21 protein-coding genes are annotated in these 24,266 nt (G+C 65.9%); 14 read left to right on the top strand and 7 right to left on the bottom strand.

Annotated elements, in window-relative coordinates; translation table 11 throughout:
* Nucleotides 1-16: 16 nt before the first annotated feature.
* On the bottom strand, nucleotides 17-2,986 hold the full coding sequence (locus HTS88_RS03025; RefSeq protein ID WP_174175369.1) for an AfsR/SARP family transcriptional regulator: 2,970 nt from the start codon (nucleotides 2,984-2,986) through the stop codon (nucleotides 17-19).
* 238 nt (nucleotides 2,987-3,224) lie between these two features.
* Here HTS88_RS03025 and HTS88_RS03020 point away from each other — a divergent pair, with 238 nt between their 5' ends.
* Nucleotides 3,225-3,728: a hypothetical protein gene (locus HTS88_RS03020; RefSeq protein ID WP_174175367.1), complete on the top strand. Its 504-nt coding sequence runs from the start codon at nucleotides 3,225-3,227 to the stop codon at nucleotides 3,726-3,728.
* Nucleotides 3,729-3,737: 9 nt separating this feature from the next.
* On the opposite strand, the gene HTS88_RS03015 is transcribed toward HTS88_RS03020, so the two are convergent.
* On the bottom strand, nucleotides 3,738-5,153 hold the full coding sequence (locus tag HTS88_RS03015) for an aminotransferase-like domain-containing protein (RefSeq protein ID WP_174175365.1): 1,416 nt from the start codon (nucleotides 5,151-5,153) through the stop codon (nucleotides 3,738-3,740).
* Between HTS88_RS03015 and HTS88_RS03010 the strand changes: the two genes are divergently transcribed.
* The gene (locus HTS88_RS03010; RefSeq protein ID WP_174175363.1) at nucleotides 5,152-6,126 is read left to right on the top strand and encodes a DMT family transporter; all 975 of its coding nucleotides are present in this window, start codon (nucleotides 5,152-5,154) and stop codon (nucleotides 6,124-6,126) included. The genes HTS88_RS03015 and HTS88_RS03010 overlap by 2 nt on opposite strands.
* A gap of 4 nt (nucleotides 6,127-6,130) precedes the next feature.
* Nucleotides 6,131-6,748, top strand: coding sequence for an FMN-binding negative transcriptional regulator (locus HTS88_RS03005; protein WP_174175361.1), 618 nt, complete (start codon nucleotides 6,131-6,133; stop codon nucleotides 6,746-6,748).
* Nucleotides 6,749-6,864: 116 nt separating this feature from the next.
* Here the strand turns inward: HTS88_RS03005 and HTS88_RS03000 are convergent, their stop codons facing one another.
* On the bottom strand, nucleotides 6,865-7,686 hold the full coding sequence (locus tag HTS88_RS03000) for an SDR family NAD(P)-dependent oxidoreductase (RefSeq protein ID WP_174175359.1): 822 nt from the start codon (nucleotides 7,684-7,686) through the stop codon (nucleotides 6,865-6,867).
* Nucleotides 7,687-7,832: 146 nt separating this feature from the next.
* Here HTS88_RS03000 and HTS88_RS02995 point away from each other — a divergent pair, with 146 nt between their 5' ends.
* Both HTS88_RS02995 and HTS88_RS02990 read left to right on the top strand, forming a co-directional pair.
* Nucleotides 7,833-8,210 (top strand): TfoX/Sxy family protein, encoded by a 378-nt coding sequence (locus tag HTS88_RS02995; protein ID WP_174175357.1) that lies wholly within the window; start codon nucleotides 7,833-7,835, stop codon nucleotides 8,208-8,210.
* A gap of 204 nt (nucleotides 8,211-8,414) precedes the next feature.
* Entirely contained in the window at nucleotides 8,415-9,188 is a 774-nt protein-coding gene (locus tag HTS88_RS02990; RefSeq protein WP_174175355.1) for a GAF domain-containing protein, read from the top strand.
* A 149-nt stretch (nucleotides 9,189-9,337) separates the two neighbouring features.
* On the opposite strand, the gene HTS88_RS02985 is transcribed toward HTS88_RS02990, so the two are convergent.
* On the bottom strand, nucleotides 9,338-10,741 hold the full coding sequence (locus HTS88_RS02985) for a GntP family permease (RefSeq protein WP_174175353.1): 1,404 nt from the start codon (nucleotides 10,739-10,741) through the stop codon (nucleotides 9,338-9,340).
* Nucleotides 10,742-10,783: 42 nt separating this feature from the next.
* Nucleotides 10,784-11,329: a gluconokinase gene (locus tag HTS88_RS02980; RefSeq protein ID WP_174175351.1), complete on the bottom strand. Its 546-nt coding sequence runs from the start codon at nucleotides 11,327-11,329 to the stop codon at nucleotides 10,784-10,786.
* A gap of 187 nt (nucleotides 11,330-11,516) precedes the next feature.
* Here HTS88_RS02980 and HTS88_RS02975 point away from each other — a divergent pair, with 187 nt between their 5' ends.
* Both HTS88_RS02975 and ctaD read left to right on the top strand, forming a co-directional pair.
* Complete coding sequence (locus HTS88_RS02975) at nucleotides 11,517-12,254, top strand: FadR/GntR family transcriptional regulator (protein WP_174175349.1); 738 nt, start codon at nucleotides 11,517-11,519, stop codon at nucleotides 12,252-12,254.
* Between the two features lie 98 nt (nucleotides 12,255-12,352).
* Nucleotides 12,353-14,107, top strand: a complete 1,755-nt coding sequence (gene ctaD / locus HTS88_RS02970; RefSeq protein WP_174175655.1) for an aa3-type cytochrome oxidase subunit I — start codon at nucleotides 12,353-12,355, stop codon at nucleotides 14,105-14,107.
* Between the two features lie 8 nt (nucleotides 14,108-14,115).
* On the opposite strand, the gene HTS88_RS02965 is transcribed toward ctaD, so the two are convergent.
* Nucleotides 14,116-14,964, bottom strand: coding sequence for an esterase/lipase family protein (locus HTS88_RS02965; RefSeq protein WP_174175347.1), 849 nt, complete (start codon nucleotides 14,962-14,964; stop codon nucleotides 14,116-14,118).
* Nucleotides 14,965-15,362: 398 nt separating this feature from the next.
* Nucleotides 15,363-15,566 (bottom strand): cold-shock protein, encoded by a 204-nt coding sequence (locus HTS88_RS02960; RefSeq protein WP_066274236.1) that lies wholly within the window; start codon nucleotides 15,564-15,566, stop codon nucleotides 15,363-15,365.
* A 256-nt stretch (nucleotides 15,567-15,822) separates the two neighbouring features.
* Between HTS88_RS02960 and HTS88_RS02955 the strand changes: the two genes are divergently transcribed.
* The 7 genes from HTS88_RS02955 to HTS88_RS22395 all read left to right on the top strand — a co-directional run bounded on the left by HTS88_RS02955 (nucleotide 15,823) and on the right by HTS88_RS22395 (nucleotide 24,188).
* Nucleotides 15,823-16,590 carry an alpha/beta fold hydrolase gene (locus tag HTS88_RS02955; RefSeq protein WP_174175345.1) on the top strand — a complete coding sequence of 256 codons (768 nt, stop codon included), beginning with the start codon at nucleotides 15,823-15,825 and terminating at the stop codon, nucleotides 16,588-16,590.
* Nucleotides 16,591-16,639: 49 nt separating this feature from the next.
* Nucleotides 16,640-16,903 (top strand): type II toxin-antitoxin system Phd/YefM family antitoxin, encoded by a 264-nt coding sequence (locus tag HTS88_RS02950; RefSeq protein WP_174175343.1) that lies wholly within the window; start codon nucleotides 16,640-16,642, stop codon nucleotides 16,901-16,903.
* Nucleotides 16,900-17,301 (top strand): type II toxin-antitoxin system VapC family toxin, encoded by a 402-nt coding sequence (locus HTS88_RS02945; RefSeq protein WP_174175341.1) that lies wholly within the window; start codon nucleotides 16,900-16,902, stop codon nucleotides 17,299-17,301. The genes HTS88_RS02950 and HTS88_RS02945 overlap by 4 nt, the downstream gene beginning before the upstream one ends.
* A gap of 99 nt (nucleotides 17,302-17,400) precedes the next feature.
* Nucleotides 17,401-18,843 (top strand): DUF3375 domain-containing protein, encoded by a 1,443-nt coding sequence (locus tag HTS88_RS02940; RefSeq protein ID WP_174175339.1) that lies wholly within the window; start codon nucleotides 17,401-17,403, stop codon nucleotides 18,841-18,843.
* A complete protein-coding gene (locus HTS88_RS02935) occupies nucleotides 18,840-19,487 on the top strand; it encodes a DUF4194 domain-containing protein (RefSeq protein WP_174175337.1) in 648 nt (215 codons plus the stop codon). The genes HTS88_RS02940 and HTS88_RS02935 overlap by 4 nt, the downstream gene beginning before the upstream one ends.
* Nucleotides 19,484-22,912, top strand: a complete 3,429-nt coding sequence (locus HTS88_RS02930) for an ATP-binding protein (RefSeq protein WP_174175335.1) — start codon at nucleotides 19,484-19,486, stop codon at nucleotides 22,910-22,912. Before HTS88_RS02935 ends, HTS88_RS02930 begins: the two co-directional genes overlap by 4 nt.
* A complete protein-coding gene (locus tag HTS88_RS22395) occupies nucleotides 22,902-24,188 on the top strand; it encodes a Wadjet anti-phage system protein JetD domain-containing protein (RefSeq protein ID WP_174175333.1) in 1,287 nt (428 codons plus the stop codon). Before HTS88_RS02930 ends, HTS88_RS22395 begins: the two co-directional genes overlap by 11 nt.
* The last annotated feature ends 78 nt before the right edge of the window (nucleotides 24,189-24,266 follow it).

Below are 24,266 nucleotides of genomic sequence, written 5' to 3'. Positions count from 1 at the left end.
GCCGGTGGCGTAAGCGTCACGTCCAGGGAGCCGGGTCGGTAGCGCCCTCCGGAGTGGAGGGATGCCGTCCTGTTGATGCCGGGGCAGGGCCAGGCGGCAATCCGGTGAAGTGTGCGCCCTGGAGCACCTCGTAGGCCGCCTCCCTTAGGCTGAGGCCTTTTCCGCCTTCCCACGCAAGGCCGAAGCGGATCGGGCCGGCTTCATTGCGCGCTCTGGTAATGACGGATGCAATGTGATGCTGTTCGGCGGGGTAAAGCGGTAGTCCACGGTCAGTGCGGTAGCTGTCAGTGGCCGCCAGCAGGCGGATGGCCCGCTCGACGCGGTGCCGGCTGACGTAGACGTCGGCAATTTGTTCCAAAATACCTGCAACCTGGCCCTGCGCATCGAGCTCAAGCGCCGCGGTGACTGCCTCGACGAGCAAGCGCTCCGCGACGCCATTGTCGCCGGCCTGCTGTGTGCTTTCGGCCAGGTTGGTCAGGGCAATTCCGAGCAACCATCGATCCCCAAGCGGGCGGGAAAGCTCGACGCTCGCATGGCGCAGTTCCAGGGCCCGGGCATGGTCGCCAGCGTAGTACGCCAGGATGCTCAGGAGAATCAAAGCACCAACCCTTGTGCGCGGGGTGGCACGGGGCATCGACAATACTCCTGCGGCGAGCCGCTGGGCGCTGGCGGCGTCGTCACGCTCCATCGCCTGGACCGCCAGGCACATCCTGGCCCACGCAACGCCTTGGTCGTTGCCGGCGTCGTGGAACGCCTGAAGCGCTCGGGAATGAAGCCTCGACGCCTGGTCACCGCGGCCGAGCATCCAGCACAACGTGGCCGTTCCGCTAAGGGCGGGACCCTGCAGCGCCAGCGGAGCGTTGGGGGTGCCGTCGAGCAGCTTCAGGGCGATCCCGCACTGTTCCGCCACGTCGCCCGTCAGCTCCCAGTAATGCCAGAGTTGCCCCACCAGGCCCAGCGCCACGTCCTTGGAGCCGTCGGGTCCGGCTGCCCACAACAGTGCCGCGCGCAAATCCGGCTCGTCAGCCTTCAGTAAGCGGAAAGCGTCCACCTGGTCCGGGCCCCACAAAACTGGGCCTACGGCCTCGGCCAAGGCACGATAGTGCCCGGCATGCCGCCGGCGTACCTCGTGTTCCTCAGGAAGTAGTGCCAGCCGGTCACGGGCAAACTCCCGGATGGATTGCAGCAGCGACACGCGGCGCCGTCCGGCCTGGTCGGTGTAGCGCCGCAGCAGGCTGTGGTCCGCGAGCGCGGACAGCAGTTCTTCCGTGGGGGGCGCGCCAGAGGGAAGGGAGCCGCGCACAGCCTCAATGGCTGCCATGGTTGGATCGTTGGCGAAAACACCCAGTTGGCCGAAGAGTTCGCGTTCTGCGTCAGCAAGTAGCTGGTAACTCCACTCGATCGTGGCAGTGAGGGTTTGCTGCCGGTCCGGAAGGTCCGGGAAGGTGCCCCGCAACGGGGCAAGGCTGACCTCCAAGTCAGCGAGGAGATCGTGCTCGGTAAGGTGCCGCAGCTGGGCCGCAGCCAATTCAATGGCCAACGGCAACCCGTCCAAGCGATGGCACAGGCGTGTTAGTACAGCGGCGTTTCCGTGGTCTACCGAAAGGCGGGGGCGGACCGTCCGGCCCCGGTTCAAGAGCAGCTTCATTGCTGGTACCTCCTGAAGCCGACGGAGAGGCAGGGGCGGGTCGAGGGGTGGCAGCTCCAGTGGAGCAAGTTCGAATTCATACTCGGGACGCAACCCCAGCCGCCTCCGGCTGGTGGTGAGGATCCGGAGTTCAGGGGCTGCAGTGAGCAACTCCAGCACCACAGGCCACGCGTCCACCAGGTGCTCGAAGTTGTCCAGGACCAGCAGCAGGCGGCGGGCATGGAGAAATCGGGAGGCGATCTTCAGCGGGTCCTGGCCTGCCGGCGCTTCCAGTCCGAGTGCCGCTGTAATGGCACCAGGCACCTGCTCAACGTGGGTAAGCGGGGACAGATTGACCCAGCCCGCGCCGTCGGGCATGCGCTCGCCCAAACGTGCGGCCGCCGCCATCGCGAGGCGGGTCTTCCCTGCCCCGCCCGCCCCCGTGACGGTGACCAGCCGGCATCCCTCCGAACGGTAGAGCGAACATATCTCTCCCAGTTCTGTATCCCGGCCCACCATAGGGGTGAGTGGGGCGGGCACGTTGTCGAGGCGCTGCCTGGCACGGCGGTCGTCATTGATGACTGGCGGCCCAATGGAGGCATCCTGGCGCAGCACCAGTGCTTCCAGCTCCCGCAGGCGCGTCCCGGGATCAATGCCCAGCTCCGCAGCAAAGGCTTTCCGGGCCGCACGGCAAGCGGCAAGGGCGTCTGCCTGCCGGTCGGAGCGGTACAACGCAAGCACCAGGGACGCCCACAAGCGTTCCCGGAAGGGATGCTGCGATACCAGCCGCTGCACCTCCCCCACCACGTTGGCGTGGCGGCCCAGTGCCAGTTCAACATCGAGGAGGTCCTGGTAAGCGTCCAGCCGGGCCTCCTCCACCGCTTCGAGGTCCGGCGCCAGAACCTCGACGTCGGCCAGGTCCGGAAAGGCAGGGCACACGAACAAATCCAGGGCCTGGCGCAGGCTCACCGCGCCGCCGGCGAGTTCGCCCGCCTCCACTGCGCGCTCGCCGGAGGCAAGGTGTGCGCGGAACTGCAGCAGGTCGAGTTCGTCGTCTTCAACTGCAAGGAGGTAGCCGCCCGGCCTGCTGGCCAGGCGGTGCGAGGCAACCCCTTTGCGGCGGTTGGGTTCAAGCAGGTTCCGCAGGTTCGCGACGTACACCTGCAGCTGCGGGCCCGGACGCGCGGGCGGGTGGCCGTCCCAGATGACCTCAGCCAGGAAGTCGGCTGCTACAACCGAGTTCGCCCGCAGAGCCAGGCATTCCAGGACAATACGCAGGCTGAGGCTGCTGACTGGAACCGGGACGCCGTCAGCAATCACCTGTAATGGGCCCAGGGCCCTGATCCACAGTGCGCTCATCGGCGAGCACCCCTCACTGACCGGCCTCGGAAGCGGGCTGTGCCCTATCCCGTGGCGTTTATCGACCAGCGACCCCTAGCCCCCGCCCTGTCCTAATGCGCCCCGAGGAGCGGCATCACCCCCATCATGCTCCCAGGCCCGTGCTGGATCCAGAGTTAGCCGTTGGATTAAGGCTCCGTTAAGCCCTTGGGGCCACCGTTGAGCCACTCACACTGAGTACACCTGAAAGGAAGATCGAATGAAAACCACAATTGCGCGCACACTGGCCCCGGCTGCCCTGGCCGCAGCAGCGCTCGTCGCACCTGCACAGTCGGCATTTGCAGCTCCCGCAGTCCCTGGACCTGTCGATCCCAATCCCATTACGGCCGTCTGTTCAGGATCCCCCGACTTTGAGGTCACCCTCACACCTACCGGGAAGGGCGGATTCATTAGTTTGCCTGGTGGCAGGTTCATTACCACGTCACCCAACCTGAGAGTCACGGTCAGCGGTCCTACCGGCAAATCGGTGACGTATGTAGCGACCGGTGCCAACCGAATCGAGAGCGCATCAGATGATGGACTCTTCATCACGGCGACAGGCAGGAACGTCATAACGGTGCCTGAAGCAAATGGACATGATGCGGGCGTGTACGTTACAAGCGGCACAGTCAGCTGGACCCTCAACAGTGATTTCTCCGAACGAGGCGGGATGTTCACGGGCAGTGGACAGGCGACAAATATCTGCCCACTTGTTGCTCCCTAGCCAGGCGGCTCAATAAGCCAGGTTCCGCTCCAGCATCTGCCCAATGATCCGGGCGCCTTCGGGGAAGGCGCCCGGATTCGTGCCCGAAAAGTTGAGCCGGATAAACGGACCCGCCGGTTCCGCCGGAAACCATTCGTCCCCGCGGGCGACGATGACGCCGGCTGTCTCGCAGTCCCGGACCAGCCGCAGCAGGTCCGTCCCGTCGGGCAGGCGCAGCCACAGGTTAAGCCCCCCTTTCGGCACCTGTTCAATGTGCGCCTGCGGAATATGTTCCCGGACGCTGGTGACCAGCAGGTCCCGGCGTGACTCCAGCTGGTGCCGCAGGCTGCGCAGGTGCGTCTGCCACCCCGGCTGCGTGACGACGTCGAGCGCTGCCGCCTGCAGAAGCCCGCTGACGTACATCGATTCCGCCGCCCTGTCAGCCAGGATGCGGTCCCTCGCCGGACCGCGTGCAATGAGTGCGGCCACCCGGATGGACGTGGAAACGCTCTTGGTCAGCGAGCGCAGGTACACAACATGCCCGGAATCGTCGCGGGAGGCCACCGGTACGGGGTGGGAGCTGATGCCAAAGTCGTGCGCCCAGTCGTCCTCCACAAGGAACGCCCCCTTGGCACGGATCACGTCAAGGACCTGGTCGCGCGTCTCCGCTGGCCACTGCGCGCCCGTGGGGTTGGCGTAGTTGGGCTGAGCGTAGAAGACCCTGGCGCCTGATTCGTCGAAGGCGCGCGCCAGCTCCCCCGGTTCCGGTCCGTCCGGTCCGCTGGGCACGGGTACAACACGGACACCAGCCTGCGCCGCCGCCAGGATGGCGCCCCAGTAGGAGGGTGACTCCATCAGCAGCGGCTGCCCCCTGCCCACCAGGGCACTGAAGATGGAGCTCAGTCCACTCTGGCTGCCAGGGAGTACGACGACGTCGCTCGGGTTGGGCGGGGTAATCCCGGCGGGCGTCGACGCGCCGAGCTCGTGGGCGAACCACGATTGCAGCTCCGGCATCCCTGCGGCGGGAGGCCGGGACAGCGCGGCGTCTCCACGGGCGGCCCGGGTGAGCGCTGCCCGGACCAGCCGCTCGGGCAGGAGCTCCCTGGCCGGATAGCCCGAATGGAAGGAAATCGCGTCCTGCGGCACCTCCCGCATGGTGGAGGAGGCCGGTGGCAGTGCCGCCAGCGGGGAGCGGAGGGCCGCTGTCTGCCAGCCGTAATCGGAGGGGCGTGCCGTCCGGACCGCCCGTACGAAGGTCCCGACGCCCGGCCGGCTCTCGATGAGTCCCTGCGCTGCGAGGGTCTGCAGGGCCTTCTGCACCGTGACGGGACTTGCCTGGTAGTCGGCCACGAGGGACCGCGTGGAAGGCAGTTTCGCTCCCGGCGCCGCAGTGGCCATCCAGGATTTCAGGTGCGCCACAATCCGCGAACTGCTATCGTTGTTCATGAGAGACAATAGTAGCGCTACTCCTCTGAGGCGCACCGCGTTATCCCATTCCAACTCAGCTGGATTGTGGCTCGGCTTCCTTGGAGTCGCGGCATTCTCGCTCACCGTCCCGTTCACCAAAGTGGCGGTCGCAGGCCTGACACCGCTGTTTATCGGATCGGGCAGGGCAGTAGTGGCGGCTGTTTTGGCCGGTGCCGCACTGGCACTCACCCGGCAGGCGCTCCCCCGCGGGACGCAATGGCTCCGTGTGGCGGTCGTCGCTGCCGGCGTCGTCATCGGCTTTCCGCTACTGACCTCCTACGCCCTGACCAGCACCGCCGCAAGCCACGGCGCCGTTGTCATCGCCCTGCTGCCTGCCGCGACGGCCACCGCTGCGGTCATTCGCGGGCGGGAACGCCCGCCCGCGGCGTTCTGGCTCGTCAGCAGTGTGGGCGCCCTTGCGGTGACCGTCTTCGCATCCGCCCAGTCCGGCGGCCTTGGCGTCCTCCACTGGGCGGACCTGCTGCTCCTCGGTTCAGTGGCCGCCGCGGCGATCGGCTATGCGGAAGGTGGCCTGCTGGCCCGGGAACTGGGCTCCTGGCAGACCATTTCGTGGGCACTGGTCCTCGCCTCGCCGTTGATGCTGGTCCTGGCAGCCGCGTCCGCTTCCCAGCAGCCGCCGTCCGCGACTCCCGTGCAGTGGGCAGCGTTCGGGTACCTCGCCGTGGTGAGCATGTTCCTGGGATTCTTCGCCTGGTACCGCGGCCTGGCCATCGGCCCCATCGCCCGGGTCAGCCAGATCCAGCTCATCCAGCCCGTCCTCACCATCTGCTGGGCGGCGCTCCTGCTGGGCGAGGCCCTGGCCTGGTCCACGGTCATGGGCGGGCTGGCCGTCATCCTGTGCGCCGCGGCGGCCGTCCGGGTTCGGCTCAAGCCCGCGCCTGCCCCGTCCTCCGAACTTCATCCCGCAGCACTCCAGCCAGTAAAGGACTAGCCCCATGTACATTCCAGCCCACTTCGCCGCTGTCCCAGAAACCGTCCAGCACCTGCTCACCGGGCCGGGTGCGGCGAACCTGGTCACCATGACCCAGCAGGGCCTCGTGGCTACACTCCTGCCCTTTGTCTACGAGCCCGACGCCGGGGAGTTCGGCGCGCTGCAGGGGCACCTGGCGCGGAACAACACGCAGTGGTCCGCGCCCGCCGTCGGGGAGGCCCTTGCCATCATCCAGGGCGCGGACGCCTACATCTCCCCGTCCTGGTACGCCGCCAAGGCCGAGCACGGACGCGTAGTCCCCACGTGGAACTACACCACGGCGCATGTGTACGGGCGGCTGGTGATCCATGACGATCCGGCGTGGCTGGACCGGCAGGTCCGGCGGCTCACCGGAGTGCACGAGTCCGGCTTCGACCATCCCTGGGACGTGGACGACGCACCGGAGCGCTTCATCTCCGGGCAGTTGCGGGCAATTGTCGGCGTGGAACTGGTCATCACCCGGATCGAGGCGAAGGCCAAGCTGAGCCAGAACCGGCCGGAAGCGGACGTGGACGGCGTGGTGGCCGGCCTGGTAGCCCGGGGCCAGCCAGAGGCCGCGGCAGATGTAGAGCGCGCCCGCTGACGCAAATGCGTGACTTTTGGCTTCCCAAGGAGCCCAGGCCCCGACAACACGCGGGCTCCGCCTCTGGCAAACCCCAAAAGCCACGCATTTCCGTTGCATCCGGCCGGCAGCGGACCTCAGGAGCCCTTGACCAGCTCCTCGCTCTGCTCCCACAAGCGGCGGGCCAGCTCGGCGTCGTAGGCCTGGCGGTTGGCCTTGGCCAGGGCACGCTTGTAGTAATACGCCCCGGAAATCCAGTCCTTGCCCGCAGTGCCGTTGACCAGCCACAGCAGGGTGTCGGCACCCTGGTCCGGGGTCAGCATTAAGCGGTTCAGCAGGGTCTTGTAGGCGTGCCGGAACGGGCTGGTGGAGTCCGCCGCGAAGTTGGTGCGCACAACGCCCGGGTGGAACGCCGCCGTCGTGATTCCCTGCCCACCAAAGCGGCGGTGCAGCTCGGACGTGAAGAGGATGTTGGCGAGCTTGCCGGTGCCGTAGGCGCGGTTGGTGGAGTAGCCGTGCTCGGCGTTGAGGTCGAACAGGTCCAGCTTGCCGAAGCTGTTGGCGCCGCTGGACGTGTTGATCACCTTGGCGTTGCTGGCAGCGAGGGTTTCCATCAGCAGCGTGGTGAGGAGGAACGGGGCCAGGTGGTTGATCTGGAACGTTGCCTCGTTGCCGTCCACGGTGAGGGTGCGCTTGCCCATGATGCCGCCGGCGTTGTTGGCCAGGACGTCGATGCGCGGGTAGTCGGACTCCAGCTGGGCGGCCAGGGTGCGGACCTGCGCGAGCTCGGAGAAGTCGCTGACAAAGTAGTCGGCGTCCATCTCCTTGGCAATGGCCCGCGTCTTTTCCTCCGAGCGGCCGACGACGACCACCTGGTCCCCTGCCCTGGCCAGGGTACGCGCGGCTGCTGCGCCGATGCCGTCGCTGGCGCCGGTGATCACGATGGTGCGAGGGGTCAAGGGGTGTCCTTCGGTTGTGGAACGTCCGGCGCCCGGCGTGGGCGCGCTGCCTACCGGCACAACGACGGCGGACCGGCGGGTGTTCCCCGGCACACCCCGCAGGGCATATCCTGCACACACCAGCCGTCCGATCCCAGGGGGAAGCAATGGAGATGCCCAAAGCGACGGAGGCTGACAAGGAGCGTTTCCGGTCGCTGGTTCCGGACGTCCCGGAGGTGTCGGTGAAGCCGATGTTCGGGAACCTCGGCGCGTTCGTCAACGGCAACATGTTCGCCGGGCTTTTCGGGCCCACCATCGGCATCCGGCTCTCCAGTGGGGACAGGCAGCAGCTCGAAAGCGGCGAGCGGACCGTCCCGTTCGGCCCGGCGGACCGGCCGATGCGCGAGTATACCGGCCTGCCGGAGATCTGGAATGAGGAAGGCGACGGCGATGATGCCCGCGCCAGGGCATGGATCCGCAAAGCGTATGAACATGTGGCGGGACTGCCCCCGAAAGCGCCCAAGAGCCGTACCGCAGGCAGGTAGCCCTGCACTAAAGCCCCACACCACAAACCCCGGCCTGGCTGCGGTGCGCCAGCGGCGAAGTTGCGCCGCCACCCCGCCGCCCGGAAGGCCCGGAAAGCCCCGGAACCATGCCAGGTAGCCGGGGCCGCAATTACTAAGTAAGCTTATCAACATGGCTTTTGCAACTACAGAGTGCGCGGACCCCGGAAACGCGTCTCATGGGAGGTGGCCGCAATCGACAAAGAAGTGAAGCGGCGGCTCGAACTCGCCGCCACGATCGGCTTGGATCCACAAAAGCTTTGGCCGTCCTACTTCGGCAGGTCCCCCTGTTCCGCGTTCGAACTGGACGCCTACCTGCATGAAGCACTGGCCCTGCCCGCGATCGAACGCGGGCCTGATGCGGCGAAGGACCTCCCGGCAGAACAGACCCAGGCACGGCCCGCGGGCCGGGAACCGGCCCGCCGCCAGCCTGACAAAGAAGACGCGCTTGCCGCCCTGGGGGCCGCCGGCAAATCCCTGCTTTCCCCGGAACGGGCCGAGGCCGAACGCCTGAAGTCGCTGCACGAGACGGACCTTCTGTACACCGGTCCGGAGGAAGTGTACGACCGCGTTGTTGCTGCCGCCTGGAAGTTCTTTGGCGTGGGTGCAGCGTCGCTGTCCCTGATCGCCGAGGATGCCCAGTTCTTCAAGTCGGCCGTCGGGCCGTTGCGCGAGGAGGCTCCCCGCATCTTCGCGCTCTGCACGGAAACGGTGGAGCGGAACGCGATGCTGGTCATCAATGACACGCTGTCCGATGACAGGTTTGCTTCGAATCCGCTGGTCACCGGCGAGCCCTATATCCGCTTCTACGCCGGCTACCCCCTGCACGGGCCGCGGGGCTGGAACATTGGGACGCTCTGCGTCATCGACCAGCAGCCCAGGTCCTTCTCCCCGTCCGATCAGCAGGTGCTGCGCACGCTCGCCGCCGTGGTCCAGAAGGACATCGACGCCCGCACGTAGCACCGGCCGCCATCCAGCCCGCCCCACGGCTCCATCCCGGCCGTGCGGTCAGGCCCAAAGAGACTCCGGGTACGACGACGGCGGGGCGGCCAGCATTCCTGCTGCCCGCCCCGCCGCTGTTGTCCACTCAGCCGTGGCTGGGGAGGGCGCTAGCCCGCCACTCCGGCCACCAGGAAGATCACGGCCGCGATGGCGAAGCCCATCACACCGATGAGGGTTTCCATAACGGTCCAGGTCTTCAGCGTGGTCTTGACGTCCATGCCGAAGAAGCGGCCCACCAGCCAGAAGCCGGAGTCGTTCACGTGGGAGACCACCACGGAGCCGGCGGCCACGGCGATTACCATGGCGGCCACCTGCATGCCGTTCAGTCCGGCCAGGGCCACAGCCGGAGCGATCAGGCCTGCGGTGGTGGTCAGTGCAACGGTTGCTGATCCCTGGGCGATGCGCAGGATGCTGGAGATCAGGAAGCCTGCGAGGATCAGCGGAATGCCCAGGTCGCCCAGGACATCGGCGAGTGCCTGGCCGATGCCGGAGGTGCGCAGGACGCCGCCGAACATGCCGCCGGCGCCGGTGATCAAGATGACGGAGCAGACCGGGCCGAGCGAGGATTCGAGGAGCTTCTCGAGGGCTCCGGCGTCCTTGCCGCGCTTGGTGCCCAGAACGAACAGGGCCACCAGCACCGAGATCAGCAGCGCCACCGGGGTCTCACCCAGGGTCCGGAGGACCTGGTACCACTGCTCGTCCTTGACGCCTTCGGCGAGCACACCGGATGAGGCCAGGGTGTTCAGCCCGGTGTTCATGAAGATCAGTAGCAGCGGCAGGAGCAGCAGGCCCACCACGGTGCGGAAGCGCGGCGGGTGTGATTCCGCCTCGGCGGAGGCGTGGCCCAGGATTTCCGGTACGGGCAGGACCAGCTTCTTGCCGGTGTAGAGGCCGAAGAGGTAGGCGGTGACGTACCAGGTGGGGATGGCGACGAGAAGGCCGGCGATGGTGACCAGGCCGATGTTGGCGTCGAAGAACGCAGATGCGGAGACCGGGCCCGGGTGCGGGGGCAGGAAGATGTGCATCACGGAGAACGCGCCGGCGGCGGGCAGGCCGTAGCGGAGCACTCCCCCGCCCAGGCGGTGGGCCACGGCGAACACGACGGGCAGCATGACCACCAGGCCGGCGTCGAAGAAGATGGGGAAGCCGAAGATCAGGGAGGCCAGGCCCAGTGCAAACGGGGCACGCTTTTCACCGAAGACACCGATGAGGTAGTCGGCCAGCACCTTGGCGCCGCCGCTGGTTTCCACGATGCGGCCGAGCATGGCGCCCAGGCCCACCAGGAGTGCCACGGTGCCGAGCGTGGTGCCGAAGCCGTTGATCAGAACAGGGACCACCTGGTTGGCCGGAATGCCGGTGGCGAAGGCGGTGGCGAGGCTGATGAGGATCAGGGCGATCAGGGCGTGCATGCGCAGCTTGATGATCAGGAACAGCAGGACGAGGATCGCTGCTCCGGCGATGAGCAGCAGGGGTCCTGCGCCCAGCGTTTGGGTCCATCCTTCGATGGTCATGGTTCTCCTTTGAAACAGTATTTGTTGGGGTTCTAGGGGGTGTCAGGGCGCGCAGGGCGCCTGGCCGGCGGGAAGCTGCAACGCCTGCACGACGGCGGCGACCAGCTGGTCAGGCGACTGGGAGATGTCCAGGCGGAGGCTGCCAGCGTCGAGCTCTTCCTGGCTGAGCGGCTCGAGGGTGGCCAGCTGGCTGGGCAGCAGGGTGGGCGGCATGAAGTGGCCTTCCCTGCCCAGCATGCGCTGGCTGATCAGGTCCGCGCCGCCGTCGAGATGGAGGAAGACGACGCGGCCCTCCGCTTCGGACAGGAGCTGGCGGTAGCTTTTCTTGAGGGCGGAACACGTCAGGACGGTGCTGCAGCCGGCGTTCGCCTGGGCGGTCATCCAGGTGCGGATTTCCTGCAGCCAGGGCCAGCGGTCCTCGTCCTGGAGCGGGATGCCCTGCGTCATTTTGGTGATGTTGGCTTCGGGGTGGAACTCGTCCGCCTCGGCGCAGGCCCAGCCCAGCCGCGAGGAAAGGGCCGCCGCAAGGGTGGTTTTGCCGGATCCGGCAACGCCCATGACCACCAGGTGCGTGGGGGGATACTGCATGTCATACCTCCGGAGAAGACGTCTTTGGCTTTCGAAGAAGCTCGCTGCGTGCCCTCAAAAAGTGGGCTACGCCATAAGGTATCACCTTTTCGACCAAAAGATACTATCTTTTCGTGTTACAGGTCATACCTTTGCTCTTTTTCCCGGTATTCTTGGAGGGCGCTGCGGCGCAGGAGAGGCGGACAAAATGTCGACGGCGACAGATGAGGGCGCGGATGAAGCGCACGACGGCGGGGCCTCCCCCGCGATGCATGAGCGGGTCCTGGAGGCGGTAGGGGTTGCCATCGCTTCCGGCAACCTGGCCCCCGGCAGCCGGCTCACCCTTGAGGGGCTGCAGCAGGAATACGGCATATCGCGGACCGTGGCCAGGGACACCATGAAGGTCCTGGAGTCCATGAACCTGGTCTACTCGCGGCGGCGCGTGGGCATTGTGGTGCAGGACCGGTCGCTCTGGAACGTTTTTGACCCGAAGCTGGTGCGCTGGCGGCTGGCGTCAGACCGGCGCGAACTCCAATACAGCAGCCTCACCGAGCTGCGCATCGCCGTCGAACCCATCGCCGCCGCCGGTGCGGCCCGGCGTGCCAGTGCCGCGGAACGTGCCCAGCTCGTTGCCCTCGGGGCTGAGCTGCGGCGGCTCGGTGAAGCCGGCGACCTCCAGGGGTTCCTGGCCGCTGACATCGAGTTCCACCAGCTGCTCCTGCGAAGCTGCGGGAACGAGATGTTCCAGGCGCTGGAAGGCATGGTGGCGGAAGTGCTGACCAGCCGGACCCAGCAGGGGCTCATGCCGTTCAAGCCCCGGGACGAGGCACTTCAGGCGCACGAGGACGTGGCGGCAGCTGTGGCCAATGGCGACACTGCCGTGGCGGAGTCGGCGATGCACCACATCCTGGACGAGGTGCGGGAAGCGATGGGCCTGGGCGGCTGAACGAACCCCCTTCCCGGAGGCCATGATCCTGAGTAGCCTTCAAAGTAGGGCCCATGAAGGACCTGCCGCGCCATACGGAAGATTCGGTGAGGTGGAAGATGGCCACTGCGGAACATTCAACTGAAGGGCTCGCTGCCACCGCTGCGCCGGCTGTCACGAAGCGCAGCAAGGGCAGCATGGTGGTCAACTGGATCACCACCACCGACCACAAAACCATCGGGTACATGTACCTGATCACGTCGTTTGCCTTCTTCTGCCTGGCCGGGGTGATGGCCCTGCTCATCCGCGCTGAGCTGTTCGAGCCCGGCATGCAGATCCTGCAGACCAAGGAGCAGTACAACCAGCTGTTCACGATGCACGGCATTGCGATGCTGCTCATGTTCGCCACCCCGCTTTTCGCCGGGTTTGCCAACTTCATCATGCCGCTGCAGATCGGCGCTCCGGACGTGGCCTTCCCGCGGCTCAACGCGCTGGCCTTCTGGTTCTTCCTCTTCGGCTCCACGATTGCGATGTCCGGCTTCATCACGCCCCAGGGCGCCGCGTCCTTCGGCTGGTTTGCCTATGCTCCGCTCTCCGATACCACGTTCAGTCCGGGCATCGGCGGTGACCTCTGGGTGTTCGGCCTGGCGCTGTCCGGCTTCGGGACCATCCTGGGTGCGGTCAATTTCATCACCACCATCATCTGCATGCGCGCCCCGGGACTGACCATGTGGCGGATGCCGATCTTCACCTGGAACACCCTGGTCACCTCAATCCTGGTGATCATGGCCTTCCCGCCGCTGGCAGCCGCCCTGTTCGCGCTTGGTGCGGACCGGCGCTTCGGTGCCCACATCTACGATCCGGAGAACGGCGGAGCAGTCCTCTGGCAGCACCTGTTCTGGTTCTTCGGCCACCCCGAGGTGTACATCATCGCCCTGCCGTTCTTCGGCATCGTCTCCGAGATCTTCCCGGTGTTCAGCCGCAAGCCGATCTTCGGCTACAAAGGCCTGGTCTACGCCACCATTGCCATAGCCGCACTCTCCATGACCGTCTGGGCGCACCACATGTACGTGACCGGCTCGGTGCTGCTGCCGTTCTTCGCGTTCATGACCATGCTGATCGCAGTGCCCACCGGCGTGAAGTTCTTCAACTGGATCGGCACCATGTGGGGCGGCTCGCTGACCTTCGAGACGCCCATGCTGTGGAGCATCGGCTTCCTGGTCACGTTCCTCTTCGGCGGCCTCACCGGCATCATTCTGGCCTCCCCGCCGCTGGACTTCCACGTCTCCGACACCTACTTCGTGGTGGCCCACTTCCACTACGTGGTCTTCGGCACCGTGGTGTTCGCGATGTTCGCCGGGTTCTACTTCTGGTGGCCCAAGTTCACCGGCACCATGCTCAACGAGCGCCTTGGAAAGATCCATTTCTGGATGCTGTTCCTGGGCTTCCACGGCACCTTCCTGATCCAGCACTGGCTGGGCGTCATGGGCATGCCCCGCCGGTACGCCGACTACCTGGTGGAGGACAACTTCACGTGGATGAACCAGTTCTCCACCATGTCGTCCTTCCTCCTGGGAGCTTCCCTGCTCCCGTTCTTCTGGAACGTCTACATCACCTGGCGGACCGGGACGAAGGTGACCGTGGATGATCCCTGGGGCTTCGGCGCCTCGCTGGAATGGGCCACGTCCTGCCCGCCGCCCCGGCACAACTTCACGTCGCTGCCGCGGATCCGCTCGGAGCGCCCGGCACTGGACCTGCACCACCCGGAGCTCCGGGTCCGCGAGCACGATACCACGCACGGCCCGGCGGCGGCAGCACTGGGCGCTGCCGACATTGGCCAGAAGGACGTCCGCAGCCCGAGCCCGGACGAGTAGCGAAGAGGCTACACGCAGCGGGGCTGGTAGGCCGGGTCCGCCGGGCCTGAGCTCCTGCCCAGGGCGTGGGCCACGATCTGGTGGACCACGGGGTCGTTGGGTGTCTGGTCATGCTCGAAGACGTCCAACGGGCACTTGTCCTGGATGGTGATGTTGGTGACCTGCCGCGCCGGGCCGGCGAGGAACTGGCTGTTGTACGGGATCACCACTTCGTCATAGACCGTGGAGATCACGGTGTACGACGGCCCGGCCACGGTGTCACCGATGGAATTGAGCTTCTGCATGAACGGGGAGCCGGCCTGCTGGTCGGCACACGCGGCACACCCGAGCGCGGTGAAGTCCGGGTCTTCCAGGACCTCCGGCGGCGGGATGATCACGCCCTCGGTGCCGTGGTTGGAGGGGGCAATGCCGATGAGCTGGTTGACCTTCTTGGCCCCACCGAGGAAGCCCATGTAGTAGCGGGGCATCATGCCGCCCTGGCTGTGGCCCACCAGGTTCACCTTCCTGGCGCCGGTGGAAGCCAGGACCGCGTCAACGAACGGGGCGAGTTCCTGGGCGGAGTCCGCGACGGGTGCCGTGGCGTAGACGCCGTTCGTCTCGCCGTAGTTCAGGGCAAACACGCAGTAGCCCTGGCTCTTGAGGTAGGGCGAGAGGGTGGACCAGTTCTTCACCATGCTCTCGAACGTGCCGGGCACCAGGACCACCGGATAGGGGTGTTCGGCAGTTGGCGTGCAGGACCAGTCATTCGCGCCGGGAGGGGAAATTTCGACGACGGCCGCCTGGGCGGGCGCCACGGCCAGGGATGAGGCCAGGACAGCGGAGGCGGCAAGGGACAGGGTTCTGGTGAGCAGCGACATGGAAACCTCTTTGTTTTGTGTCAGCGGGTGCAGGGCCGGAAGCCAGGCTGTGGGCCCGGTTTCCATGCTAGGCACGCCGGGTGCGGCAGCGGCGAGAAGTGAACGGACGTGCGCGGCTGTGTGAGGAGACCGCAAAGCAGCGGGATGTGGACCGCCTGGCCCGCTTAGCCGGCGTTGTTACTGGTCAGTAGCTAAATGGGCGGCCGTGCGCGGAGGGCCTGACCAAAGCCCGTGCCTGGCCGGCGGTTCATGCGGCTGCACAAACGTTCACTCCCGGCACCTGCGCCGCCGCATCGCGGGCTGTCCTGGCACAAGCGGGTTAAACAAAAGCATGGCCGGTCAGTGACCGGCCATGCTTTCAAACTTTGAAACCCTAAGGCCCCAGTTTCTCTAAGGAATTAGAGGGACTGGATGTTTACGGCCTGGGGACCCTTGGGGCCCTGCTCGGTTTCGAAGGAGACCTTCTGGTTCTCTTCGAGTGAGCGAAAGCCGGAGGAAGCGATCGCAGAGTAGTGTGCGAAAACGTCCTGTGAGGAGTCATCGGGGGAAATGAAGCCGAAGCCCTTTTCAGCGTTAAACCATTTGACGGTACCAGTAGCCATTATTTTTGTCCTTCGTGAAGGTGGAGGGAAAGTCCCGACTTTCGGGCCCTCCGGTGTGGGGTGTTCAAAACCGCTACTTCAGAAGAACGCGGACTTTCGACCGCGCGTACTGCCTGAACTACCAACTGCATAAACACAACAACAGGATCAACACTACAGGAGATTGCGCGCAGCATTTACCAACCGGCCTCCGAGGTACCCCAGTCCCCTTTCACAGGCCTGTCAGGAGCAGCGGCACCAGGCGTATGGTTCTGCCATGGAACCGATGCGGGCCATCCTGCTTCCGGGCGCCGTTTTCCCCGCGCAGGAAGCGTACGGCGCTCTGATTGAAGCCCTGGGGCCGGACGTCCAGGCGGTGGCCAAGGACCTGGAGCTTTACACGGAGGACGAGCCTCCGCCCGGCTGGAGCCTGGACACAGAGGTCAGCGGCGTGCTGCGCGAGGCTGATGCCCTGGGATGGGAAACGTTCCACCTTGTGGGCTATTCCGGCGGCGGGGCTGCGGCGCTGGCCTTCGCCGCGAAACACCCCGAGCGGCTGCTCAGCCTGGCCCTGCTGGAGCCCGCCTGGGCCGGGACCTGGGACTGGAGCCCCGCCCACGCGGAGATCTGGAAAAAGTACGAACAGCTGGAGGCCCTCCCTCCGGAGCAGCTCATACCCGCCTTCATGAGGCTGGGAGTCAAGCCCGACGTCGTCCTTCCGCCGCCACCGCCGGGTCCCCCGCCGCCGTGGATGGCCAGGCGGCCGGCCGGAATCAAGGCATTCCTGCGCACCTTCCGGAGCTACGACCTGGACCGGGAACGCCTGGCGGCGTTCCGCCCGCCCGTGTTCTGCGCCCTCGGCGGCCTGAGCAACCCGGATGACTACGGCGAGATTGCCGGCCGGCTGGCGCGGGTCTTCTTCCCGGACTTCCATCTTGAAGTCTTCGCCAAGCGCCACCACTTCGACCCGCCCCACCGGATGGAGCCCGTCAGGCTGGCGGAGATGCTGCGGCGGCACTGGGAGCAAGCGGAAGGACGCGACTGAACCTTCCCCCGGGCCACCTGGGTTGCTACACTTGCTACGGAGGTGCGCTATGGCAACAATTCCACACCGTGAACTGCGGAACGAGAGCAGCAAGATCCTCGAACGCGTGAAGAACGGGGAGACAATCGACGTCACCAACAATGGCGAAATCGCCGCTACACTCATCCCGCCGTCAGCTTCCCCCCTTGAACGGTTGCTGCTGGCAGGCCAGGTACGCCCCGCAACTGGACCCGTCGACTTCACCGCCTTGCACCGGGTCACTCTGGAATCCAGCACGGAGGAGATTCTGGACGACCTTCGCGGTGACCGTTGATCATTTACGCGGATACATCGGCAGTCCTCAAACTCGTGGTGGAGGAGCAGGAATCGCCCACCTTGGCGGCGTACCTGTCAGCAGCTTCCCAGACCCACAGCCTGGTTGCGTCCATGCTCCTCTACACAGAACTCCACTGCGCAGCGCGCCGCCGTGCGATACACGGCGAACTGGTCAATGCAGCGCTCGGCGGCATCAACCTGGTCGATCTTGTACGTTCGGACCTCATGTACGCAGCGGCTCTGCCGGGCAGGCTGCGCAGCGCGGATGCCATTCACCTGGCCACTGCTATCCGTCTGCAGGTTGACGTTCTTGTCTCGTACGACGTCGAACTCCTCACCGCAGCGGTTGATGCCGGCATCAACGTCCTGTCCCCGGGAATGCGGACCGGGCCGTAACGAGGACGTGACTCACCCCTCCTCCTCCGCAATTGTCGGCGGCTGCGTGTAGCTTGGGCACATAAGTCATTCGGCCGCCGGAAGCCCCCTGAGGACGCCTTGGATTTCTACGCCATCAACAGCCTGCGTGAGAACCACGCCGGATGGTCCCTGCTCCGGGCGCAGAACGCGCCGCTGGCCTTGTCCTTCTTCATGAAGGCCTTCACCGGGCCCAACCAGCGGGATATCGGCCGGCAGCAGCTCATCGACCACCTCGATGACGTCCTGTTCGGCCTCCGGGACGTCTACGGCGAGGACAAGTTCCCCCGGCCCGCCGGGGAGTACCTGGACGACTGGGCAGCGCCGGAAAAGGCCTGGCTGCGGAAGTATTACGTTCCCGGCCAGGACGAACCGCACTACGACCTCACCCCCGCCGCCGAGGACGTGGTCCGGTGGGTGGAGAACCTTCGCGGGCGGGACTTCGTGGCCACCCAGTCCAGGCTTACCAGCATCTTCGCGGTCCTGAAGGCCCTGGTGCAGCAGTCGGAGACCGACCCCGAAGTCCGGCTCGCCGAGCTGCAGCGCCAGCGGGACGGCATCGATGCCGAGATGCAGCGGATCAGGGACGGCAACATCAGGGTGATGACCGCTCCTGAGGCACTGGACCACTTCCAGCAGCTGACCACCCTCGCCAAAGATCTGCTCTCCGATTTCCGGGAGGTGGAGCAGAACTTCCGGAAGCTGGACCGGCAGGTGCGCGAACAGATCGCCACCTGGGACGGGACCCAGGGCGAACTTTTGGAGACCATCTTCGCGAACCAGCAGGGCATCAGCAGTTCCCTCCAGGGCCGCACGTTCCAGGGTTTTTGGGACTATCTGATGTCGCCCCAGCTGCGCATCGAACTGCAGGACCTGCTGCAGCGTGCCACGGAAATCGAAGCGCTCTCCGGCGTGGAGGACCTGCACGCCGTGACAAGGCTGCACCAGGACTGGCTGCCCGCCGTCGACCAGACACAGGGCACCGTCCGCCAACTCTCCGAACAGATGCGCCGGCTCCTGGATGACAAAGTCTTCCTCGAAAACAAGCGCATCATGCGGCTGGTGCGAAGCATCGAATCCCGTGCGCTGGGCACCCGGGAGGCGCCGCCGTCGGGCGTCTTCATGGAGATCGCCGCGCAGTCGGTGGATGTCGCCCTGCCCTTCGAACGGCCGCTGTACGAGCCAAGCCGGAAGACGATGGTGGACGACGCCGTGCTGGCCGCCGATGATTCGGAGGTGGACGCCGGTGCCCTGTTCAGCCAGTTCCACGTGGACAAGGAGCGGCTGCAGGCGAATGTGGATGCCGTCCTGGCCGGCGCCGAGCAGGCCACACTCGTTGAAGTGACCCAGGCCCATCCCCTGCAGCAGGGACTCGCCGAAATCGTGGCCTACTACCAACTGGCCAGCGAATCCGAATGGGCCAGCATCCGTGACGACGTTCCGCAGCAGCTGCAGTGGAAGCTCGCCGACGGCAGCATCCGCGAAGCAACCATCGACCAGATCATTTTTGTGAGGCCGGCATGAACCCCAGTGAGACGATGGAAACCGCCCGCACGCCCGAGGAACTGCCCGGCGTCGTGACCCGTCTGTTCCGTGGCGTGCTCTACGCCGAGTCGGACGAGAAAGTGTGGCAGTCCCTCCTTACCCTGGAATCCCAGGTCCGGGACTATGTGGTGGTGCTGGGGCTGGACCTGATCCTGGACGAGTCGGAGGGCTACGCGTTCCTGCGGTCAAGGGAGGACCCTGAGGGCAACCTGCCCCGGCTGATTCCGCGCCGCCGGCTTACCTTTGACGTCAGCCTCCTGCTGGCCCTGCTGCGCGGCCGGATGCTTGAGTTCGACGCCAACAGCAGCGAGCTCCGGCTCATCATGACGGAGCAGGAAATCGTGGATATGGTGGCGGTGTTCCTGCCGGACTCCAGCAACCAGGCCAAGATCCTGGACAAGCTGGGCGTCACCATAAAAAAAGTGGTTGAGCTCGGCTTCCTCCGCAGGCTCCGCGACCAGGCCGCCACCTACGAGGTGGCCAGGATCCTGAAGGCCTATGTCGACGCCCAGTGGCTGGAGGAGTTCGACGCGCGGCTCGCTGACTACCGGGCGTCCTTGGAGGAACCCTCCGGCGCTCCACCGGAAACTTCTCAGAGCACCACTGAAGGGGAACTGCCGTGACCGCCGATCTGCAGGACAGCCTGTTCAGCCTTGAGGACCCGGCGAAGGCTCCGGAAGGGTCCAGCGCGGACGACGCCGGCACTCCCCCGGGCTTCCGGCTGCACCGGTTGGAGCTGCTCAACTGGGGCACGTTCCACCAGGGCGTGCGGACGTTCCGCCTGGACGGGGCGAACAGCCTCCTGACGGGCGACATAGGTTCGGGTAAGTCAACGGTGGTGGATGCCATCACCACGCTCCTGCTGCCGGCAAACAAGATCGAATACAACAAGGCTGCGGGTGCCCAGAAGAGGGAACGCACCCTCATGTCCTACGTGCGGGGATACCACAAGAGCACCCGCAGCACCGGCGGAGAGAACTCCAAACCTGTGGCGCTGCGCGGTACGGGAACGCTTACGGTGGTGCTCGCCGTCTTCCGCAATGCGGTGATGGACAAGTCGGTGACGCTGGCCGTCACGCTGTGGGCGGTCCAGGAGGCGGGCCAGCCCTACCGTTTCTATTCACTCGCGGAAACGGACCAGACCATCGCGGCGGATTTCGCCAACTTCGGCCAGGACCCCTTCAAACTGAAGAAGAAGCTCAAGGCAGCCGGCGCCACGGTGCACGACACCTTCGAGCCCTACGCTGCAGCATTCAAACGCCAGTTCGGGATCAGCGGGAACCAGGCCATGGAGCTCTTCCACCGGACGGTGTCCATGAAGCAGGTGGAGAACATCACCTCCTTCGTGCGCACCAACATGCTGGACGAAGACGACGTCGAGAGCCGGATCAAGAACCTGATCCACCACTTCGACGACCTCAAGAAGGCCCACGGTGCCGTGCTGCGCGCCAAGGACCAGATCGCCATGCTGGCCCCCATCCGTGAGGGCGCTGCCAGGCATGCCAAACTCACCATCGAGGACCAGGAGGCCAGGGACCAGCGGGACCAGCTGCACCCGTGGTTCACCAACCAGAAGCTGATCCTCAGCCTTGAGCATGCCGCCGAGCTGGACAGCGCCGGCCAGCGGCTCCGCGAGGACAATGCGTCCGTCACCGCCCGCATCACCGAACTCCGGCACAGTCTTAGCGCCGTTGCCGAGGACATCCGGTCAAACGGCGGCGGCCGGCTGGCGGCCATCGACGCAGAGATCGCCCGGCTCGAGCGGGAAGCCGCCGTCCAACGTACCCGGCACCAGGCCTATGCAGCCGCCGCCGCGGAGCTGGGCCTGCGGGCCCCGGAGGACCGGGTGCTGTTCGACGCCAACAGGGACGGTCTGGCGGCCGTGGAATCCGGGCTGGCGGAACAGAACAGGGACCTCCAGGAGCAGCGCACCGAGCTGACCATGACGCGCACCGTCCGGACCGCACGCGCTGCAGACCTCACAGCGGAACTCACCAGCCTCCAGTCCCGGCGGAACCTGCTGCCGCTGGACCAGGTGGGAATCCGCCGCCGGCTGTGCGAGGGAACCGGCGTGCCGGAGAAGGCGCTGCCGTTCGTCGGCGAGCTGCTGCGCCTCCGCGACGGCGAAGCCGCCTGGGAAGGCGCAGCCGAACGGACCCTCAGGGGCTTCGCCTTGTCCCTGCTGGTACCGGCCGAGCACTACGCTGCGGTCAGCAGCTGGGTGGACACAAACAACCTCAAGGGCAAGCTCGTTTACCTGAAGGTGGGTGATTCGTACTCCGCCCGGACCGCCGAACCCGGAACCCTGGCTGCCAAGATCGCCATCAAGCAGGGCACGCCGTTCCGCGACTTCCTGCTGGAGGAACTGGCCGGCCGGTTCGACTACGTCTGCTGTGACACGCTGGCCGACTTCCGGCGCTTTCCCAAAGCACTCACCGCCAACGGGCAGCTCAAGGGCGGCAGGGGACGGCATGAGAAGGATGACCGCAAGGACATCGCGGACCGGCGGAACTACGTGCTGGGCTGGGACAACCAGGAAAAGATCAACAGGTTCCTGGCCGAGCTGGAGGAGGCAAAGGGCCAGCTCCAAGTGGCTGCGACGCAGCTGGCCAACGTCGACCGCCAGCTGGGCGACCTCGGCCGGAAGAACCAGCAACTCGGCACCCTGCGCTCGGTGGCGGATTTCGGGGAGATCAGCTGGGAGCGCACAGCCCGGCGGATCGAGGAGTCCAAGGAGGAGCGGCGGGCGCTGGAGTCGGCCAGCAACATCCTCCAGGAACTTGCGGACCGGGAGGCTGCCCTGAAGGGTGACCTGCAGCGTTTCGAAGAGCGGGCCGGCAAGATCCAGCAGCGGCTCGGAGCCAATGAGAAGGACACCGAGAACCTGGCGGAGGCTATCGCCGAGTGCCGTGCCGTGCTGGCGGAGGACCCGCTGACGGACGACGCCGGCCTGCTGGCATCCGTGGCCGGCCTCGCCGCCGGGGCGCCCGGGGAAAGAATCCTCACCTATAAGAACACCGTTGCCGTGGAGAGCGCGGTGCGGCAGGAGCTGACAAAGGCCATCGATGCGCTGTCCAAGCGCCTGGCCACGGCGGAGGCCGGCACGGTGCGCCTGATGGCCGATTTTCGGAACAAGTATCCAAACGAAACCACGGAGATCGACGCGTCCCTCGATGCCGCCGGAGACTACAGCCGCCTGCTCGAGCAGCTGGAGAAGAACGATCTGCCCAAGTTCGAGGCGCACTTCAAGGAGTCCCTTAACCAGAACACCATCCACGAAGTGGTGGCGTTCAATGCGTTCCTGGACAGCCGCCGGCAGGACATCGTCAGCCGGATCAACAAGATCAACGAGTCCCTGGCCACCATTGAATACAACCGCGGCCGGCACATCCAGCTGGAGCACCAAAACACCACGGACCTGGACGTGCGGCAGTTCGGAACGGACCTGCGGGCCTGTTCGGAGGGAACCATCGGGGACGAGGACCAGTACTCCGAACAGAAGTATCTGCAGGTGGAGCGCCTGATTGAACGGTTCCGCGGGCGGGACGGCTTCACCGCCCTGGACGAGCGGTGGACCGCGAAAGTAACGGACGTGCGGAACTGGTTTACGTTCTCCGCCTCCGAGAAGTGGACCGAGACCGGAGAGGAGTTTGAGCACTTCACCGATTCCGGCGGCAAGTCCGGCGGCCAGAAGGAGAAGCTGGCCTACACCATCCTGGCTGCAGCGCTGGCGTTCCAGTTCGGGCTGGGCGCCAAGCCGTCTCCTGCCGGTGCCGGGAGGAGTGAGGGCAAGGGCCGCAGCTTCCGTTTTGTGGTGATCGACGAGGCGTTTGGGCGCGGCTCCGACGAGTCTGCACGCTACGGCCTGGAGCTGTTCCAGCGCATGAAGCTGCAGCTGCTGATTGTCACTCCCCTGCAGAAGATCCACGTGATTGAGCCGTTTGTGGCACACGTGGGCTTCGTGGCCAATACGAATGGCAATGATTCACAACTGCGGAACATGACCATCCAGGAGTACCGGGACGAGCGGGACCGGCGTGCCGGCTGACAGCTCCGCGGGCCGGGCACAGGGATGGACCACGCCTGCGGACCTTCGCACCCTGACGCTGAAGGCCTGGAGCAACGGCGCCCTCCTCCGCGAACTGCTGGATCCAAGCGGGGCCTACCCCCGCCGTCGTACTTTGAAGCGGCCGACGGCGGCGGCCCTCCTGCGTGACTACGCGGAGGCGCGCGCGTGGGCGGCCGGGTTGTTTGACGCCGCGGGTCCCTTCACCCTGGAAACTACCCAGGTGGGGCGCAACACCATCGGGGCCAATCATCTGCCGTCCGCCGTCGTCTTCGTTTCGGCACAGGATGAGATTGCGTTCGCGGGCAAGGCAGGAGATGCCGCCCGGTTCGTGGAACTGGCCGAGGGACTGGCCGGGCTGGATCCGATGTTCCGGGCCTGGGCGCTGCGGCGGCCGCTGAAGCTGCTGGACCTGGGCGCCGACGCACTCACAGCAGCACGTATTGCACTGTGGCTGCGGGACAACCCGGAGCCCGGGGTCTACGTCCGCCAACTGAGCCTACCCGGCGTGCACACCAAGTTCATCGAGGGCAACCGGACAGTGATCGACGAACTACTCGGAACCCTGTCCGCGAAAACGGCGGGCGGCGATGCCCCGGAGGCTGCCGTGGAGCAGGTGGCTGGTGTGGAGCAGGTGGCTGGCGTGGCCACTGAAGCCGGCTCCCTCCTGGGACAGCCTTCCCCGCGGACTCCCGCCGCCCGATTTGCCGCCAGGCATGGTTTCCTGCACCCTCCGGAGCTCGTGCGGTTCCGTTCACTGGATGCTGCTGTTCAGCTGCTGGGCAACGCGCGGGATGTCACGGTGACGGCTGACGCGTTCAGCACAATGAGCCTGCCGGTCACGAAAGTGCTGATCACGGAGAACCTGGTGAACTTCCTGGCCCTTCCGGAACGGCCCGGAACCTTGGCGATCTACGGCGGAGGGTACGGTTTCTCGTCGCTACGGGATGCAGCGTGGCTGCGGGACTGCGAAGTCGTGTATTGGGGCGACCTGGATACCCACGGGTTCCAGATCCTTGACCAGCTCAGGGCTGTCCACCCACATGTTGTGAGCGTGCTGATGGATGAAGCGACGCTTCTTGCGCACCGGGACGTTTGGGGCAGCGAGCCTGCACCGTCCACAGCTGCGTTGGACCGGCTGACCGCTGGCGAGGCGGCGCTCTACGAAAAACTGCAAAACGACGCACATGGACGCGCGGTCCGGCTGGAGCAGGAACTGATCCGCTGGGACTGGGCGTTGGCACGTCTTTTGGGTTGACCGGGTTTGGGTTGACCGGGTTTGGGTTGGCCGGATGTGGGTTGGCCGGACCTCAAAGGACTTCGGACTCTGGCGGCC

Source organism: Pseudarthrobacter oxydans (assembly GCF_013314975.1).
Classification (GTDB): domain Bacteria; phylum Actinomycetota; class Actinomycetes; order Actinomycetales; family Micrococcaceae; genus Arthrobacter; species Arthrobacter oxydans.
The sequence above is the reverse complement of the archived record's forward strand: the minus strand, read 5'-3'. Positions and strand labels throughout refer to the sequence as shown.